Below are 13,325 nucleotides of genomic sequence, written 5' to 3'. Positions count from 1 at the left end.
GACGCGGTACGGCACGCCCCGTCTCCGACCAGCCCGTTCAGGCCTTGGGTCGCACCAGCCCGGACTCGTACGCGAGCACGACCGCCTGGACCCGGTCGCGCAGCCCGAGTTTGGTCAGCACGTGTCCGACATGGGTCTTGATCGTGGTCTCGCTCACCGACAGCGCACGTGCGATCTCCGCGTTGGACAGCCCGCGCGCGACCTGCATGAGCACTTCGCGTTCCCGCTCGGTGAGCACGTTGAGCGCCTTCGGCGGGGCTGCCGACGGGTCGGGGAGCGAATCGGCGAACCGGTCGAGCAGCCGCTTGAGGATCCGCGGCGCCACCACGGCCTCGCCGGCGGCGACCGTGCGGATGGCCGTGACCAGGTCATCGGCGGGCACGTCCTTCGCCAGGAAGCCGCTGGCTCCGGCGCGCAGCGCCCCGACCACGTACTCATCGAGATCGAACGTGGTGAGGATCAGCACCCGCACCGGCAGTCGCGCGTCGACGATGGCCCGGGTGGCGGCGACGCCGTCGAGCCGGGGCATCCGGATGTCCATCAGTACGACGTCGGGCAGGAGCCGGCGGGCCAGGTCGACCGCTTCCGCGCCGTCTCCGGCCTCTCCGACGATGTCGAGGTCGGCCTCGGCGCCGAGCACCATCCGGAAGCCCGTACGGAGCAGCGGCTGGTCGTCGGCGAGCAGGATCCGCACCGGTAGGCCGGCGGAACGCGCGATCGTATTTCCCGCCGCGCCGCTCTCCCCGAGCGTGCTGCCTCCGGTCATGCCGCCCCCTCGATCGCCGATGCGCCCAGCTGTTCCATCGGCAGTTTCGCGTAGATCCGGAAACCACCGCCGGGGCGGGGGCCGGTGCGCAGGGTGCCGCCGTAGAGGGCGACGCGCTCCCGCATGCCCACCAGCCCGTGCCCGACCCGGGTCGACTCCGGCATCGGGCCTCGGCCGGTATCGAAGATCTCCAGGATGAGCCAGTAGACCCCGAAGCTGAGCCGCACCTGCGCGGTGGCCGCCCCGGCGTGCTTGAGCGTATTGGTCAGCGCCTCCTGCACGATCCGGTAGATGGTCAGCGCCACGCCGGGGTCGAGCGGCGCGGGTGCGCCGTCGACGCGCAACGTCACGGGCAGCCCGGCCTCGCGCACCTGCTCCACGAGGAGTTCGATGCCGGCCAGCCCGGGCTGGGGCGCCAGGTCGGCGGCGGGTTCGGCGTCGGTGCGGAGCACGTCGAGCAGGCGACGCATCTCGCGCAGCGTGGTGCGGCTGGTCTCTTCGATCGTGCGGAGGGTGTCGTCGGCGACGTGCGGCTCCCGGCTCAGCACGCGCCGCGCCCCGGTGGCGAGCACGCCCATCACGCTGACGTGATGGGCGACCACGTCGTGCAGCTCGCGGGCGATGCGCCGCCGCTCGTCCGCGACCGCCTGCTCCGCCAGGGAACGCTGGTTCTCCTCGGCGGCACGGGCCCGTTCCTCGAGCGCGCGGATCGAGGTCCGCCGGGCGTGCACGGTGCGGCCGATGAAGAAGCAGACCAGCGCGAGCAGCACATTCGTGAAGATCATGTAGGCCGGGGAGATCCCGCTCGTGTCGCTCTTCCATGGCCGCAGTGCCGCGGTGAACAGCAGGGGGAGCCAGACGACCGTGGCGGCCAGCGCCGCCCGGCGCAGCGTGAAGTGGGCCGCGGTCGAGTAGGTCAGCAGCACCAACGACACCACCATGGTCACCGCCTGGTGGTGCGCGAAGACGGGCACCGCGAGGCTGACCGACGCCAGGGCGACCGCGAGCCACGGGTTGAGTCGGCGCAGCGCGATCGGCGCCGCGGAGACCAGGCTCCAACCCAGCACGCTCGGCCAGCCCGCGGTCCTCAGCTCGGGCGGACCGGTCGCCACCAGCGCGATCTCTACCGTGACTGCGGCAGCGGCGATCAGTGCGTCCTCGCCGAGTAGCCGCCGGGCCTGCGCCGGCACGCCGAAACGGCGCGGCAAGGCGGTCAGCGGCGCGCGGCGGGATTCCGCCGGGTAGCGGCGCACGCGACCCTGCTCCAGCCCGCTGCTCTCAGGCGCGCTGCTCCCGGACGCGCTGCTCCCGGACGCGCTGCCCGCGGTCGGGGCGTCCGGGTCTGCCATGTTGGCGACGCTAGTCGCCGCGCACCCGAATCGATCGTCGCGCGACATGAACCCGACCTCATCCCGAGGGATGAGGCTCACTCGTCCGCGCCGGGCACGACCGGCGCCGCCGCGCGCGGCACGGCGGTCACCACCGGCAGCTCGGGGAAGGGCGGAGGGGTCCCGCCGAAGGTGGGACAGTGCGCCTGGTGGCTGCACCAGTCGCAGAGGCGGCTCGGCTTGGGACGGAAGTCCCGACGCTGCGTCGCCTGTTCGATCGCCCGCCAGAGCGCGATCAGCGTGCGCTCGAAGCGCACCAGCTCATCCGGGTCGGGCGTGTAGTCGCAGATCTCCGCGTCTTTCAGATAGAGCAGCCGCAGCACCCGCGGCACCACCCCGCGGGTGCGCCACAACACCAGGGCGTAGAACTTCAGCTGGAACAGCGCCCGTCCCTCGAACGCCTCGCGCGGCGCTCCACCGGTCTTGTAGTCGACCACCCGCAGGTCGCCGTCGGGTGAGATGTCGAGCCGGTCGATGTAGCCGCGGATGAGGAGTTGCTCGTCGACGACGGCGGAGACCAGGCTCTCCCGTTCGGCGGGCTGCAGGCGGCGCGGGTCCTCCACCGCGAAGTAGCCGTCCAGCAGCGTCCGGGCGGCGACCAGGAACTCCGCGGCGGCGGCCGGATCCTCGGCGAAGATCCCGGCGAACTCGGGCTGATCGGCGAGGAGGCGGTCCCACTGCGGCGCGACCAGCTCCGCCGCCGCCGTCGGGGTGCGCTCGGACGACGGCAGGTCGAAGAGCCGTTCGAGGACGGCGTGGACCAGCGTGCCGCGGGCCTGGTCCGCGGACGGCTTCTCGGGCAGCCGGTCGATCGTGCGGAACCGGTAGAGCAGCGGGCAGGTCTTGAAGTCGGCGGCACGGGACGGGGAGAGGGAGGGATAAGCCGGACGTTCCAGCGGCGCGGGACCCTGGCGCACCGCCGGCTCCTGTCGTGCCGCCGCCGCCGAACCACCCGTTTCCGCAGCCACCGTCTCCGCCGTCATGGCACGAAGGTTATGCGACGGGTGTGACGAAACGGCGCGCGCCGTGCGGCGGCGAACCACACTCCGGTCCGGCCGCCCCATTCCGTAGCATCAACCCGATGGACGAGAGAAGCCAGCGGCACGGCCCGCCGGAACGGCGTCCCGGTCTTTCGGTCGGTCGGGTCTTCGGTGTGCCGGTGTACCTCAACGCCTCGATGTTGTTGCTGGCCGTCCTCGTGACCTGGCTCTATGGCTCGTTCGTCCGTCGCCAGCTGGAGCTTTCGCCGGTCGCCGGCTACGTCGTGGGCTTCGGGTTCGTGGTCTGCCTGCTCGCCTCGGTGCTGCTGCATGAGCTCGGGCACGCGCTGACCGCGCGCCGCTACGGCATCGGGGTACGCGGCATCACGTTGGAGCTGCTCGGCGGCTACACGGAGATGGACCGCGACGCCCCCACGCCCAAGGTCGACCTCCTGGTGTCGTTGGCCGGGCCGGCGGTCTCCCTGCTGCTCGGTCTGGTCGCTGTCGTGGCCACCGTGGTGCTGCCCGACCGCACCCTGCTCGACCAGTTCGCGTTTCAGCTCGCGTTCAGCAACGTCGTGGTCGCCGTCTTCAACTCCCTGCCCGGCCTGCCCCTGGACGGTGGCCGGGCGCTGCGCGCGGCAGTCTGGGCACTCAGCCGCGACCGGCACCTCGGCACGGAGGTCGCCGCGTGGGTGGGACGGGTCGTCGCCCTCGGCACCGCCGCGGTCGTCGCGCTCCTGACCTGGCTGGAGATCACCTCGCCGATCGGCCTGGTCTTCATGCTGCTGGTCGCCTTCACCCTCTGGCAGGGCGCCGGCCAGTCGATCCGGGTGGCGCGGGTCAGCCGGCGCTTCCCGCTGATCGACCTGGACGCGCTGGCCCGGCCGGTCTACTCGGTGCCGACCGGCACCCCGCTCGCGGAGGCGCAGCGGCGCGGCGTCGAGGCCGGGCGGGACCAGGACGTGCTCGGCGTCGCGGACGCGGCCGGTCGGCTGGTCGCCCTGGTGGACCGGGTGGCGGCCGACGCGGTGCCGCCGGACCGGCGCCCGTGGGTCACGGTGGACACGGTGGCCCGCGGCGTCGAGGGCGTGCATACCATCCCGGTCGGTCTCACGGGTGAACAGGTGATCCGGGTCGTGCAGACGTACCCGGGCGCGCAGTATCTGGTGACGGCAGGCGAAGATGTCATCGGCGTACTGCACGTCGCCGATCTGGCGCAGCTCCTCGAGCCGAACCGAAAGTTGAACAAGTGACCGCACCGTCCACGCCCGTTCCCGCCGCGCCGTCGGTGCCCGCGCACCGCGGCGCGTTCCGCCCCGGCGACCGGGTGCAGCTCACCGACCCGAAGGGCCGGATGCACACGATCGTTCTGGAGCCGGGGAAGTCGTTCCACACGCACCGGGGGGCCGTGGAGCACGACCCGTTGATCGGCCTGCCCGACGGCAGCGTGGTGACCTCGACCGGCAACACCGCGTATCTCGCGCTGCGGCCGCTGCTCTCCGACTACGTGCTCTCCATGCCGCGCGGCGCGCAGGTGATCTACCCGAAGGACGCGGCCCAGATCGTGGCCATGGGCGACATCTTTCCCGGGGCCAGGGTCCTCGAGGCGGGGGCCGGGTCGGGGGCGCTGACCTGCTCGCTGCTGCGGGCGGTGGGCGCGGACGGGGAGGTGCACTCGTACGAGATGCGGGAGGACTTCGCGGCGATCGCGCGCAAGAACGTCGAGGCCTTCTTCGGTGGCCCGCATCCCGCGTGGACGTTGCGGGTCGGCGACGTGGCGTCCTGCGACGAGACCGGCTTCGACCGGATCATCCTCGACATGCTGACGCCCTGGGAGACGCTCGACATGGTGGAGCGGGCGCTCGTGCCGGGCGGCGTGTTCATCGGCTACGTCGCCACCACGCCGCAGCTGTCCGAGCTGGTGGAGGCGCTGCGCGAGCGCGGCGGCTTCACCGAGCCGCGGTCCTGGGAGTCGCTCGTACGCGACTGGCACGTCGACGGCCTCGCGGTCCGACCCGACCACCGGATGATCGCGCACACCGCGTTCCTGGTGTCGTCGCGGCGGCTGGCGCCCGGGGTCACCGCGCCGCCCCGGCGGCGCAAGCCGAGCAAGGGCGCCGAGGCGTACGCGTTGCGGCGCGCGGCGCGGCCGGCGCCCGCCGCGGACGCGGTGGCGGGGGCTGGGGCGGGGGAGGAGGACGTCCGGTGACGGAGCGCGTCGGGTGGAGCAGATGAGTATGGCGGGGTTCGGTGGTGGTGGCGAGGTGCCCGCCGTCTTCCCGGACTGGTCGCCCTACCAGGATCTCGATTCGGCGGCCCGCGCGTACCTGCGCGACCCCGATGTGGCGCTGGAGGCGCTCGGTGGGGTGCTGCGCGGCGCGGCCGTCCTCGGCTTCACCCTGGAGCGCTTCGTCAACGAGGTCAACGGGGTCTGGCAGGAGGTCGTCGTCTGCGACGGCAGCCGGCTGATCCTGTGGCACGGTGAGGACGTGCCCCCCGGTGACGGGCCGGTGGGCTCGATGACCTCGTCGCTGCGGGTGGTGCCGCTCTCCACGATCACCGAGGTGGGATGTCGGCGTCGGCTGACCCGCACGCCCAACGGGCCGGCCCGGGTCGACAGCATCGACGTCTACCTGCTCCTCAGCTCGCTGGACGAGGCGACGCCGAGCGATGATCAGGCGGAACCGCGGCACGACGCGCTGCGGTTCGGTAAGACGCTGGATGACGGGGGAGCCGGGCAGATTGCGCGGCTTGAGGAGTTTGCCCGGCTCGTCGCGTCGGTGGTGGGTCGCCCGACGCTGTGACGGCCGCTAGCCGGCGTCGGGGCCGGCGACCTCGACCTCGTCGGCGCTGCGCAGCACATGGATGCACTCGCCCGGGCACTCCTTGGCCGCGTCGATCACGTCGAGGCGCAGGTGTGCGGGGACGTCGACCCGGCTCCCCGGCGCGAGCAGCAGCTCGCCGTCGCGGTCCTTGACGTAGGCCAGGCCGTCGACGTCGAACTCGAAGACCTCCGGGGCGTACTGCACGCAGAGCCCATCGCCGGTGCACAGGTCCTGGTCCACCCAGACCCGCAGCTCGTCGGTCTCAACCTGCGTCGTCACGGCGTACCTCCCCATGTCGTGGTGCCAACGTCGACGCTACCCGACGGTTGGATCCGGACCCGTCGCGAGGGTCCGACGATCAAGGTTGAAGCACAGCGCGTCGCGTGGGTTCGGATCGCGGCCAAAGCGGTTAGTGTTATGGCAGAACGTTTTAGCCCCCCGGGGAGGTGGGACGTGGCACGCAGCGACGACGCGGACTCGCGCGCCGCACGGTGGGAGAAGGAGGCCCACGATCTCTCCACCCAGGTCGCGTTCCTTCAAGAGGAACTCGCTCTGGTGCGGCGCAAGTTGACCGAAAGCCCCCGACACGTCCGGCAGCTCGAGGAGCGGCTAGCGGCAACGCAGGCGCAGCTGGCCCGACTGACCGAAAACAACGACCGGCTCGTCGCCACCCTCAAGGAGGCGCGGACCCAGATTGTCACCTTGAAGGAAGAAGTCGATCGGCTGGCGCAGCCGCCGAGCGGATACGGCGTCTTCCTGGCCCGGCACGACGACGGCACTGTGGACGTCTTCACCGGTGGCCGCAAGCTCCGGGTCGCCGTCTCTCCCTCCCTCGAGGTCGGGGAGTTGCGCCGCGGGCAGGAGGTCCTGCTCAACGACGCGCTCAATATCGTCGACGCGCTCGGCTACGAGCGCGTCGGTGAGGTCGTGATGCTCAAGGAGGTGCTGGAGAATCCCACGGGCGGTGCGGGTGACCGCGCCCTGGTGATCTCCCACGCCGACGAGGAGCGGATCGTCCATCTCGCGGAGACGCTGATCGGCGCGCCGTTGCGTGCCGGTGACTCGCTGATGATCGAGCCGCGCTCCTCGTACGCGTACGAGCGGATTCCGAAGAGCGAGGTCGAGGAGCTGGTCCTCGAAGAGGTGCCGGACGTCGACTACACCGACATCGGTGGTCTGCACGCGCAGATCGAGCAGATCCGCGATGCGGTGGAGCTGCCGTTCCTGCACGCCGAGCTCTTCCGCGAGCACCAGCTGCGTCCGCCGAAGGGGATCCTCCTCTACGGCCCGCCCGGCTGCGGCAAGACGCTGATCGCCAAGGCGGTCGCCAACTCGCTGGCGAAGAAGATCGCCGAGCGGCGCGGCGAGGAGAAGCACACCAGCTTCTTCCTCAACATCAAGGGCCCGGAGCTGCTCAACAAGTACGTCGGCGAGACCGAGCGGCACATCCGGCTGGTCTTCCAGCGCGCGCGGGAGAAGGCGGGGGAGGGCACCCCGGTCATCGTGTTCTTCGACGAGATGGATTCGGTGTTCCGCACCCGCGGCTCCGGTGTCTCCTCCGATGTGGAGAACACCATCGTTCCGCAGTTGCTCAGCGAGATCGACGGTGTGGAGGGGCTGGAGAACGTCATCGTCATCGGCGCCTCCAACCGGGAAGACATGATCGACCCGGCGATCCTGCGGCCGGGCCGGCTCGATGTGAAAATCAAGATCGAGCGGCCGGACGCCGAGGCGGCCCGGGACATCTTCTCCAAGTACATCCTCACCGGCCTGCCGTTGCACCCCGACGACCTCGCGGAGCACGGCCAGGACCCGCAGGCGACGGTGGCGGCGATGATCGAAGCCGTGGTGCTGCGGATGTACTCGGAGAGCGAGGAGAACCGTTTCCTCGAGGTCACCTACGCCAACGGTGACAAGGAGGTCCTCTACTTCAAGGACTTCAACTCCGGCGCGATGATCCAGAACATCGTCGACCGCGGCAAGAAGATGGCGATCAAGGAGTTTCTCTCGTCGGGGCGGAAGGGGCTGCGGTTGCAGCACCTGCTGGACGCCTGTGTCGACGAGTTCCGGGAAAACGAGGATCTCCCCAACACCACCAACCCCGACGACTGGGCCCGCATCTCCGGCAAGAAGGGTGAGCGGATCGTCTACATCCGCACGCTCGTCTCCGGCGGCAAGGGCGCGGAGGCCGGCCGCTCCATCGAGACGGCCAGCAACACCGGTCAATACCTGTAAGTGCGGACGCGTACGGGGGCCGCGCGAGAGCGGCCCCCGTACGGCCGTGCCCTCGCTGCGTTGGCGGGAGCGCCGCGTTCCACCGGACCGTGCCAACCCGGCGCGTTACCTCGATCGGATGAACCGTCGATCTCCGCCGGTCTGCGGCAAGGCGGCCACCGTCGCGGACGGCGTGCTCGCCCGGCGCTGAGCGGCGGCGTCCGCCGCCGTGGCGTCACCGTCGCGGCGCGGCGGGAAACACCCAGGACCGGTAGGCGAGGAAGTTGACCACGGTCAGCACCGCCAGCACGGCCATGCGCGCCACCAGGTAGTGCACGCCGAGCGCGACCAACCCGCTCACCGACACGACGGTAAGGATCCAGTTGAGGGCGGCGAGTGTCAGGTAGCGCGCGAACTGGCCGTGGGGCGTTCCGGTGGCGCCGAAGACCCAGCCCCGGTTCAACAGGAAGTTCACCACGAATGCGCTGACCACCGCGATCAGCGTGGCGACCTCGAGCTGCACTCCGGCCACCCCGTGCAGCAGCCAGAGCAGGCCGGCGTCGATGCCCGCGCTCACCCCGCCGACGACGAGGAAGCGCACGAAGCCGATACGGACGATCCGCCGGAGCGTGCCCGGGAGGCCGGATCTCCCCGCCGGTGCCCCGTCGCGCGCTGTCGCCGTCTGTTCGGCTGGCGGTGTCATGAGCGGTCAGCATAGTGACCCGCGGGGCGGGGTGGGTCGTGCCCCTGCGCGGAATGCGAGAAACACTGCGGTAGCCTCTCGACCCGTGACCGCGACTACAGCCGAACCCGGGCTGGCCCCCAGGTCGGCCGGAATGCGGCCAGCTTTCCGGTGGCTGCTGCCGTTCGTCGGCTACCTCTTGCTCTTCGCGGCGTGGGCGTTCGCCACGCCGTACGACGGCACCCCGGACGAGATGCGGCACATCATCCACGCCTACGGCGTCGCCTCCGGGGATATCGCCCCCGCCCCCGCCAAGGAGGGGAAGGTCGGCGGCGCCTACCACGACGTGCCGCGCAGTCTGCTGAGCACCAACTGCTTCGCGTTCCACGCCGACCGCTCCGCGAGCTGCGCCAAGCCGCCGGGTGGCGACGATGCGAAGACGCGCGTGCTCACGCCGGCGGGCCGCTACAACCCGGCGTACTACCTTGCGGTCGGCTGGCCGATGGTGCTCTCGCCGACGATGGCTGGAGTGCTGGTCGCCCGGCTCATCAGCGCGGCCCTTGTCGCCGGCCTGCTCGCCGCGGCGACCGCGGTCGCGCTGTCGATGGGGCGGCGCGGGCTGCTCGCCGGCCTGCTGGTCGCCGTGACGCCGATGACCGCGCACCTGGCCGGCGCCATCAACCCCAACGGCGTGGAGATCGCCGCCGGTGCCGCGCTCGTCATGGCGCTCATCGCGATCCTGTTCGAGCCGGGGGTGTCGGACCGGGTCCGCTCCGCCTGGTGGCTCGCCGCCGTGAGCGGCGCGGTGCTGTTGCTGGTCCGTCCCGCCGGCCCGGCATGGTTCGCGGTCATCGCGCTGGTGATGTTCGTGCCCCACCCCGCCGACCGCTACCGCGAGCTGCTCCGCTCGCGGCGGACCTGGTTGCTCGCGGGATTCCTGGCCCTGGTCGGCGTGTTCGCGGCGGGCTGGACGGTCTGGAAGCGGGCCAACGAGCTCACCCCGAACCGACCGCCGGCCCGCCACCTCAGCCTGTTCGACGGCATGAAGGTGGAGTTCTTCGACCAGTGGCGGCGCCATGTCGGCGAGATGGTCGGTGTGCTCGGCTGGCTCGACACCCCGCTCCCGGTGGTCGTGCACATCGCCTGGTGGTTCTCGCTGGGCGCCCTGGTCATGCTCGCCCTGGCCGTCGGCCGACCGGTCGACCGCTGGCGGGTGGTGGGGCTCGGTGCCCTCGGCATGCTGGTGCCGAGCATGATCGAGGCGAACAACGCCAACGAATACGGCTTCATCGCGCAGGGGCGGTACTACCTGCCGATGCTGGTCGGGGTCCCCGTCCTCGCCGCCTACGCGATCACGCGTGGCGGGTACGACCCGACGCCGCGACTGGCTCGGATATTCGTGATCATCTTATTACCGGCGCACGTCGGCACGCTGTACTATCTCATGGTTCGCTATCAGGCAGGCCTGCCCGCGCAGGTGCCGACGCCGTCGTTGAACCCGTTCGCCGGCTCGTGGCACCCGGCGCTCGGCTCGGCCCTGCCCATCCTGCTCGCTGTCGCGTCCATGGTGTTGTTCATCGGGTACTACTGGCGGGTCACCGCTGGCGGGGCCGGTGTGTCGGCGCCCGACGGCGGCCGACCGGATGTTTCCGGCGACCGTGCGTAGAGCGTTGGTGTCGCGGTCGGACGCGGCCTGGAGAGGAATGGCGCCTTAGATGCGACTAACTATCTTGACCGGGATCACCGGGTTGCTTCTCCTGGTGGTGGTCGTCGAGCTGATGCGTCGGCGCCAGCTACGGGAGAAGTACGCGTTCCTGTGGATCGGGGTGGCACTGCTCGCCCTGCCGCTCGCGGTCTTCCCCCGCCTGCCCGATGAGGTCGCCCACCAGCTCGGAGTCGTCAACGGGGTCAGCCTGGTGCTGTTCGGCGGCATCATCTTCCTGCTGCTCATCGCGATCCACCACAGCTGGGAGCTGAGCCGGCTGGAGGAGGAGACCCGGGTGCTGGCTGAAGAGGTCGCGCTGCTCCGTGCCGAGATGCGGAAAGAGGGTGCACAGCGGTGATCGACGGTAAGCGTGTCCTGATCATCATTCCCGCGTGGAACGAGGCGGAGTCGATCGCCGACGTCGTGCAGGAGGTGCGGTCGGCACTCCCGGTCGACGTGCTCGTCATCGACGATGGCTCGACCGACGCGACCGCCGGGCGCGCGACCGCGGCCGGTGCCCAGGTGCTGCGGTTGCCGTACAACCTCGGCGTCGGCGGTGCGATGCGTCTCGGTTACCGGTACGCCCGCGATCACGGCTACGACGTGGCGTTGCAGGTGGACGCGGACGGCCAGCACGACCCCCGGTTCGTGCCGGCGCTCGTCGCCGAACTGGACCACGCCGACCTGGTGATCGGCGCGCGTTTCGCCGGCGTCGGCGACTACACCGTGCGCGGCCCGCGGCGCTACGCCATGCTGTTGCTCGCCGCGGTGCTCAGCCGCATCGCCGGCACGAAGCTGACGGACACGACCTCGGGTTTCCGGGCCGCCAACCGCCGGGTCATCGAGCACTTCGCCCGCGCCTATCCCGTTGAGTACCTCGGCGACACGGTGGAGACATTGGTCCACGTCTCCCGGATCGGGCTGCGCGTCGTCCAGCTGCCCGTCGCGATGCGCCCACGCATGGCGGGGACGCCGAGCCAGTCGATGGGGAAGGCGACGTTCTACCTCGCCCGCGCGATGATGGTGCTCGGCCTGGCGCTGGTCCGCCGCTACACGGTCGTGGCCGAGCGGGGCGTCCCCGCTCCCACCGCACTCGAGACGCCGGCCAGCCACACGCCGTGAGTGTCAGCGCGTCACCGCGCCGACACACGCCACTGCCACGCCCGCCGGGTGGGACTACGCTCGACGCCATGGGCGAGGGAAGCGACGAGGTGGCGACATGAGCGTACGGCGGATCATGGGCACCGAGGTGGAGTACGGCATCTCCGTGCCCGGCCAGCCGGGAGCCAACCCGATGGTGACCTCCTCCCAGGTGGTCAACGCCTACGGGGCGCGGCCCGAGCTGACGCGGGGCGGTCGGGCGCGCTGGGACTACGAGGAGGAGTCGCCGCTGCGTGACGCGCGCGGCTTCACCTACTCCGGCGCGGCCTACGATCCCGCCGAGGCGCTCGCGGACGAGGATCTCGGCCTCGCCAACGTGATACTGACCAACGGTGCCCGGCTCTACGTCGATCACGCCCACCCGGAGTATTCGACGCCCGAAGTGACCAACCCGATGGACATCGTCCGGTGGGACAAGGCGGGGGAGCGGGTGATGGCCGAGGCGGCCCGGCGCGCCGCCACGATTCCGGGCACCCAGCCGATCCACCTCTACAAGAACAACACCGACAACAAGGGCGCGAGCTACGGGGCGCACGAGAACTACCTGATGCGGCGGCAGACGCCGTTCGCGGACATCGTGGCGTACCTGACGCCGTTCTTCGTCACCCGCCAGATCGTCTGCGGCGCGGGGCGGGTGGGCATCGGGCAGGACGGCTCGCAGCCGGGCTTCCAGATCTCGCAGCGCGCCGACTTCTTCGAGGTCGAGGTCGGGTTGGAGACCACCCTCAAGCGGCCGATCATCAATACTCGCGACGAGCCGCACTCCGACGCGGACAAGTACCGTCGGCTGCACGTCATCATCGGCGACGCGAATCTGGCCGAGACGTCGACGTATCTCAAGGTCGGCACGGCGGCGCTCATCCTGACGATGATCGAGGAGAAGGCGCTCACCGCCGACCTCGGCATCGCCGACCCGGTCGCGGAGCTCCGGGCGGTCAGTCACGACCCGTCCCTGTCGCATCTCATGCGCATGCGCGACGGGCGCCGGTTGACCGCGCTCGATCTACAGTGGGCCTACCTCGAGCGGGCACGTTCCTTCGTGGAGGACCGGTACGGCGACGACGTGGACGGGGCGACCGCCGACGTGCTCGACCGGTGGGAGAGCGTGCTGCACCGGCTGGGTCGGGACCCGATGCTCTGCGCCGACGAGCTCGACTGGGTGGCCAAGCTGCGGCTGCTGGAGGGCTACCGTGACCGGGAGAACCTGGGCTGGGCCTCACACAAGCTGCAACTGGTGGACCTGCAGTATTCGGACGTGCGTCCGGAGAAGGGCCTCTACCACCGGCTCGTGTCGCGGGGCGCGATGAAGACGCTGCTTCCGGACGAGGCGACCAGGGCGGCGATGGTCGAGCCCCCCGAGGACACCCGCGCCTACTTCCGCGGCCGCTGCCTCGCGCAGTACGCCTCGGAGGTGGTCGCCGCGAGCTGGGACTCGGTGATCTTCGACGTGGGCCGGGAGTCCCTGGTCCGGGTGCCGATGATGGAGCCGGAACGGGGCACGAAGGCGCACGTGGGCGCGCTGTTCGACCGCTGCGCGAGCGCGAAGGATCTGCTGGAGGCGATTACCGCCAGGTGACGGTCCCGCCGCTCTTGCCTGCGTT

At 70.8% G+C, this 13,325-nt stretch carries 14 protein-coding genes; 9 read left to right on the top strand and 5 right to left on the bottom strand.

The features are described from left to right. Positions 1 to 37 precede the first annotated feature (37 nt). The 3 genes from AB0J06_RS17670 to AB0J06_RS17660 form a co-directional block, all read right to left on the bottom strand. Entirely contained in the window at positions 38 to 766 is a 729-nt protein-coding gene (locus AB0J06_RS17670) for a response regulator transcription factor (RefSeq protein WP_357429698.1), read from the bottom strand. Further along, positions 763 to 2,115, bottom strand: a complete 1,353-nt coding sequence (locus tag AB0J06_RS17665) for a sensor histidine kinase (protein WP_357429696.1) — start codon at positions 2,113 to 2,115, stop codon at positions 763 to 765. Before AB0J06_RS17665 ends, AB0J06_RS17670 begins: the two co-directional genes overlap by 4 nt. Positions 2,116 to 2,192: 77 nt before the next feature. Next, positions 2,193 to 3,137 (bottom strand): PD-(D/E)XK nuclease family protein, encoded by a 945-nt coding sequence (locus AB0J06_RS17660; RefSeq protein ID WP_357429694.1) that lies wholly within the window; start codon positions 3,135 to 3,137, stop codon positions 2,193 to 2,195. Between the two features lie 98 nt (positions 3,138 to 3,235). Between AB0J06_RS17660 and AB0J06_RS17655 the strand changes: the two genes are divergently transcribed. The 3 genes from AB0J06_RS17655 to AB0J06_RS17645 are packed head-to-tail and all read left to right on the top strand — an operon-like array spanning position 3,236 to position 5,941. Continuing rightward, positions 3,236 to 4,390: a site-2 protease family protein gene (locus AB0J06_RS17655; protein WP_357429692.1), complete on the top strand. Its 1,155-nt coding sequence runs from the start codon at positions 3,236 to 3,238 to the stop codon at positions 4,388 to 4,390. Next, positions 4,387 to 5,346, top strand: a complete 960-nt coding sequence (locus AB0J06_RS17650; RefSeq protein WP_357429690.1) for a tRNA (adenine-N1)-methyltransferase — start codon at positions 4,387 to 4,389, stop codon at positions 5,344 to 5,346. The genes AB0J06_RS17655 and AB0J06_RS17650 overlap by 4 nt, the downstream gene beginning before the upstream one ends. Positions 5,347 to 5,368: 22 nt before the next feature. Next, positions 5,369 to 5,941, top strand: a complete 573-nt coding sequence (locus AB0J06_RS17645; RefSeq protein ID WP_357429688.1) for a hypothetical protein — start codon at positions 5,369 to 5,371, stop codon at positions 5,939 to 5,941. Between the two features lie 6 nt (positions 5,942 to 5,947). Here the strand turns inward: AB0J06_RS17645 and AB0J06_RS17640 are convergent, their stop codons facing one another. Next, a complete protein-coding gene (locus AB0J06_RS17640) occupies positions 5,948 to 6,241 on the bottom strand; it encodes a ferredoxin (RefSeq protein WP_357429686.1) in 294 nt (97 codons plus the stop codon). 174 nt (positions 6,242 to 6,415) lie between these two features. Between AB0J06_RS17640 and arc the strand changes: the two genes are divergently transcribed. Then, the gene (gene arc, locus AB0J06_RS17635; RefSeq protein ID WP_357429684.1) at positions 6,416 to 8,197 is read left to right on the top strand and encodes a proteasome ATPase; all 1,782 of its coding nucleotides are present in this window, start codon (positions 6,416 to 6,418) and stop codon (positions 8,195 to 8,197) included. A 46-nt stretch (positions 8,198 to 8,243) separates the two neighbouring features. Beyond that, positions 8,244 to 8,387, top strand: coding sequence for a hypothetical protein (locus AB0J06_RS17630; RefSeq protein ID WP_357429682.1), 144 nt, complete (start codon positions 8,244 to 8,246; stop codon positions 8,385 to 8,387). A 24-nt stretch (positions 8,388 to 8,411) separates the two neighbouring features. Here the strand turns inward: AB0J06_RS17630 and AB0J06_RS17625 are convergent, their stop codons facing one another. Next, positions 8,412 to 8,879 carry a GtrA family protein gene (locus AB0J06_RS17625; RefSeq protein ID WP_357429680.1) on the bottom strand — a complete coding sequence of 156 codons (468 nt, stop codon included), beginning with the start codon at positions 8,877 to 8,879 and terminating at the stop codon, positions 8,412 to 8,414. An 85-nt stretch (positions 8,880 to 8,964) separates the two neighbouring features. On the opposite strand from AB0J06_RS17625, the gene AB0J06_RS17620 reads away from it, so the two are divergent. The 4 genes from AB0J06_RS17620 (at position 8,965) to dop (ending at position 13,300) form a co-directional block, all read left to right on the top strand. Further along, positions 8,965 to 10,524, top strand: coding sequence for a DUF2142 domain-containing protein (locus AB0J06_RS17620; RefSeq protein WP_357429678.1), 1,560 nt, complete (start codon positions 8,965 to 8,967; stop codon positions 10,522 to 10,524). 49 nt (positions 10,525 to 10,573) lie between these two features. Beyond that, the gene (locus AB0J06_RS17615; protein WP_357429676.1) at positions 10,574 to 10,921 is read left to right on the top strand and encodes a DUF2304 domain-containing protein; all 348 of its coding nucleotides are present in this window, start codon (positions 10,574 to 10,576) and stop codon (positions 10,919 to 10,921) included. Then, a complete protein-coding gene (locus tag AB0J06_RS17610; protein ID WP_357429674.1) occupies positions 10,918 to 11,685 on the top strand; it encodes a glycosyltransferase family 2 protein in 768 nt (255 codons plus the stop codon). The genes AB0J06_RS17615 and AB0J06_RS17610 overlap by 4 nt, the downstream gene beginning before the upstream one ends. Before the next feature lie 97 nt (positions 11,686 to 11,782). After that, positions 11,783 to 13,300 (top strand): depupylase/deamidase Dop, encoded by a 1,518-nt coding sequence (gene dop, locus AB0J06_RS17605; RefSeq protein WP_357429672.1) that lies wholly within the window; start codon positions 11,783 to 11,785, stop codon positions 13,298 to 13,300. Positions 13,301 to 13,325: the final 25 nt, after the last annotated feature.

The sequence above is a fragment of the Micromonospora sp. NPDC049679 genome (assembly GCF_040659735.1).
GTDB lineage: Bacteria > Actinomycetota > Actinomycetes > Mycobacteriales > Micromonosporaceae > Micromonospora_I.
Note: the sequence above shows the minus strand (reverse complement) of the source record. Positions and strands in the feature narration are given on the sequence as shown.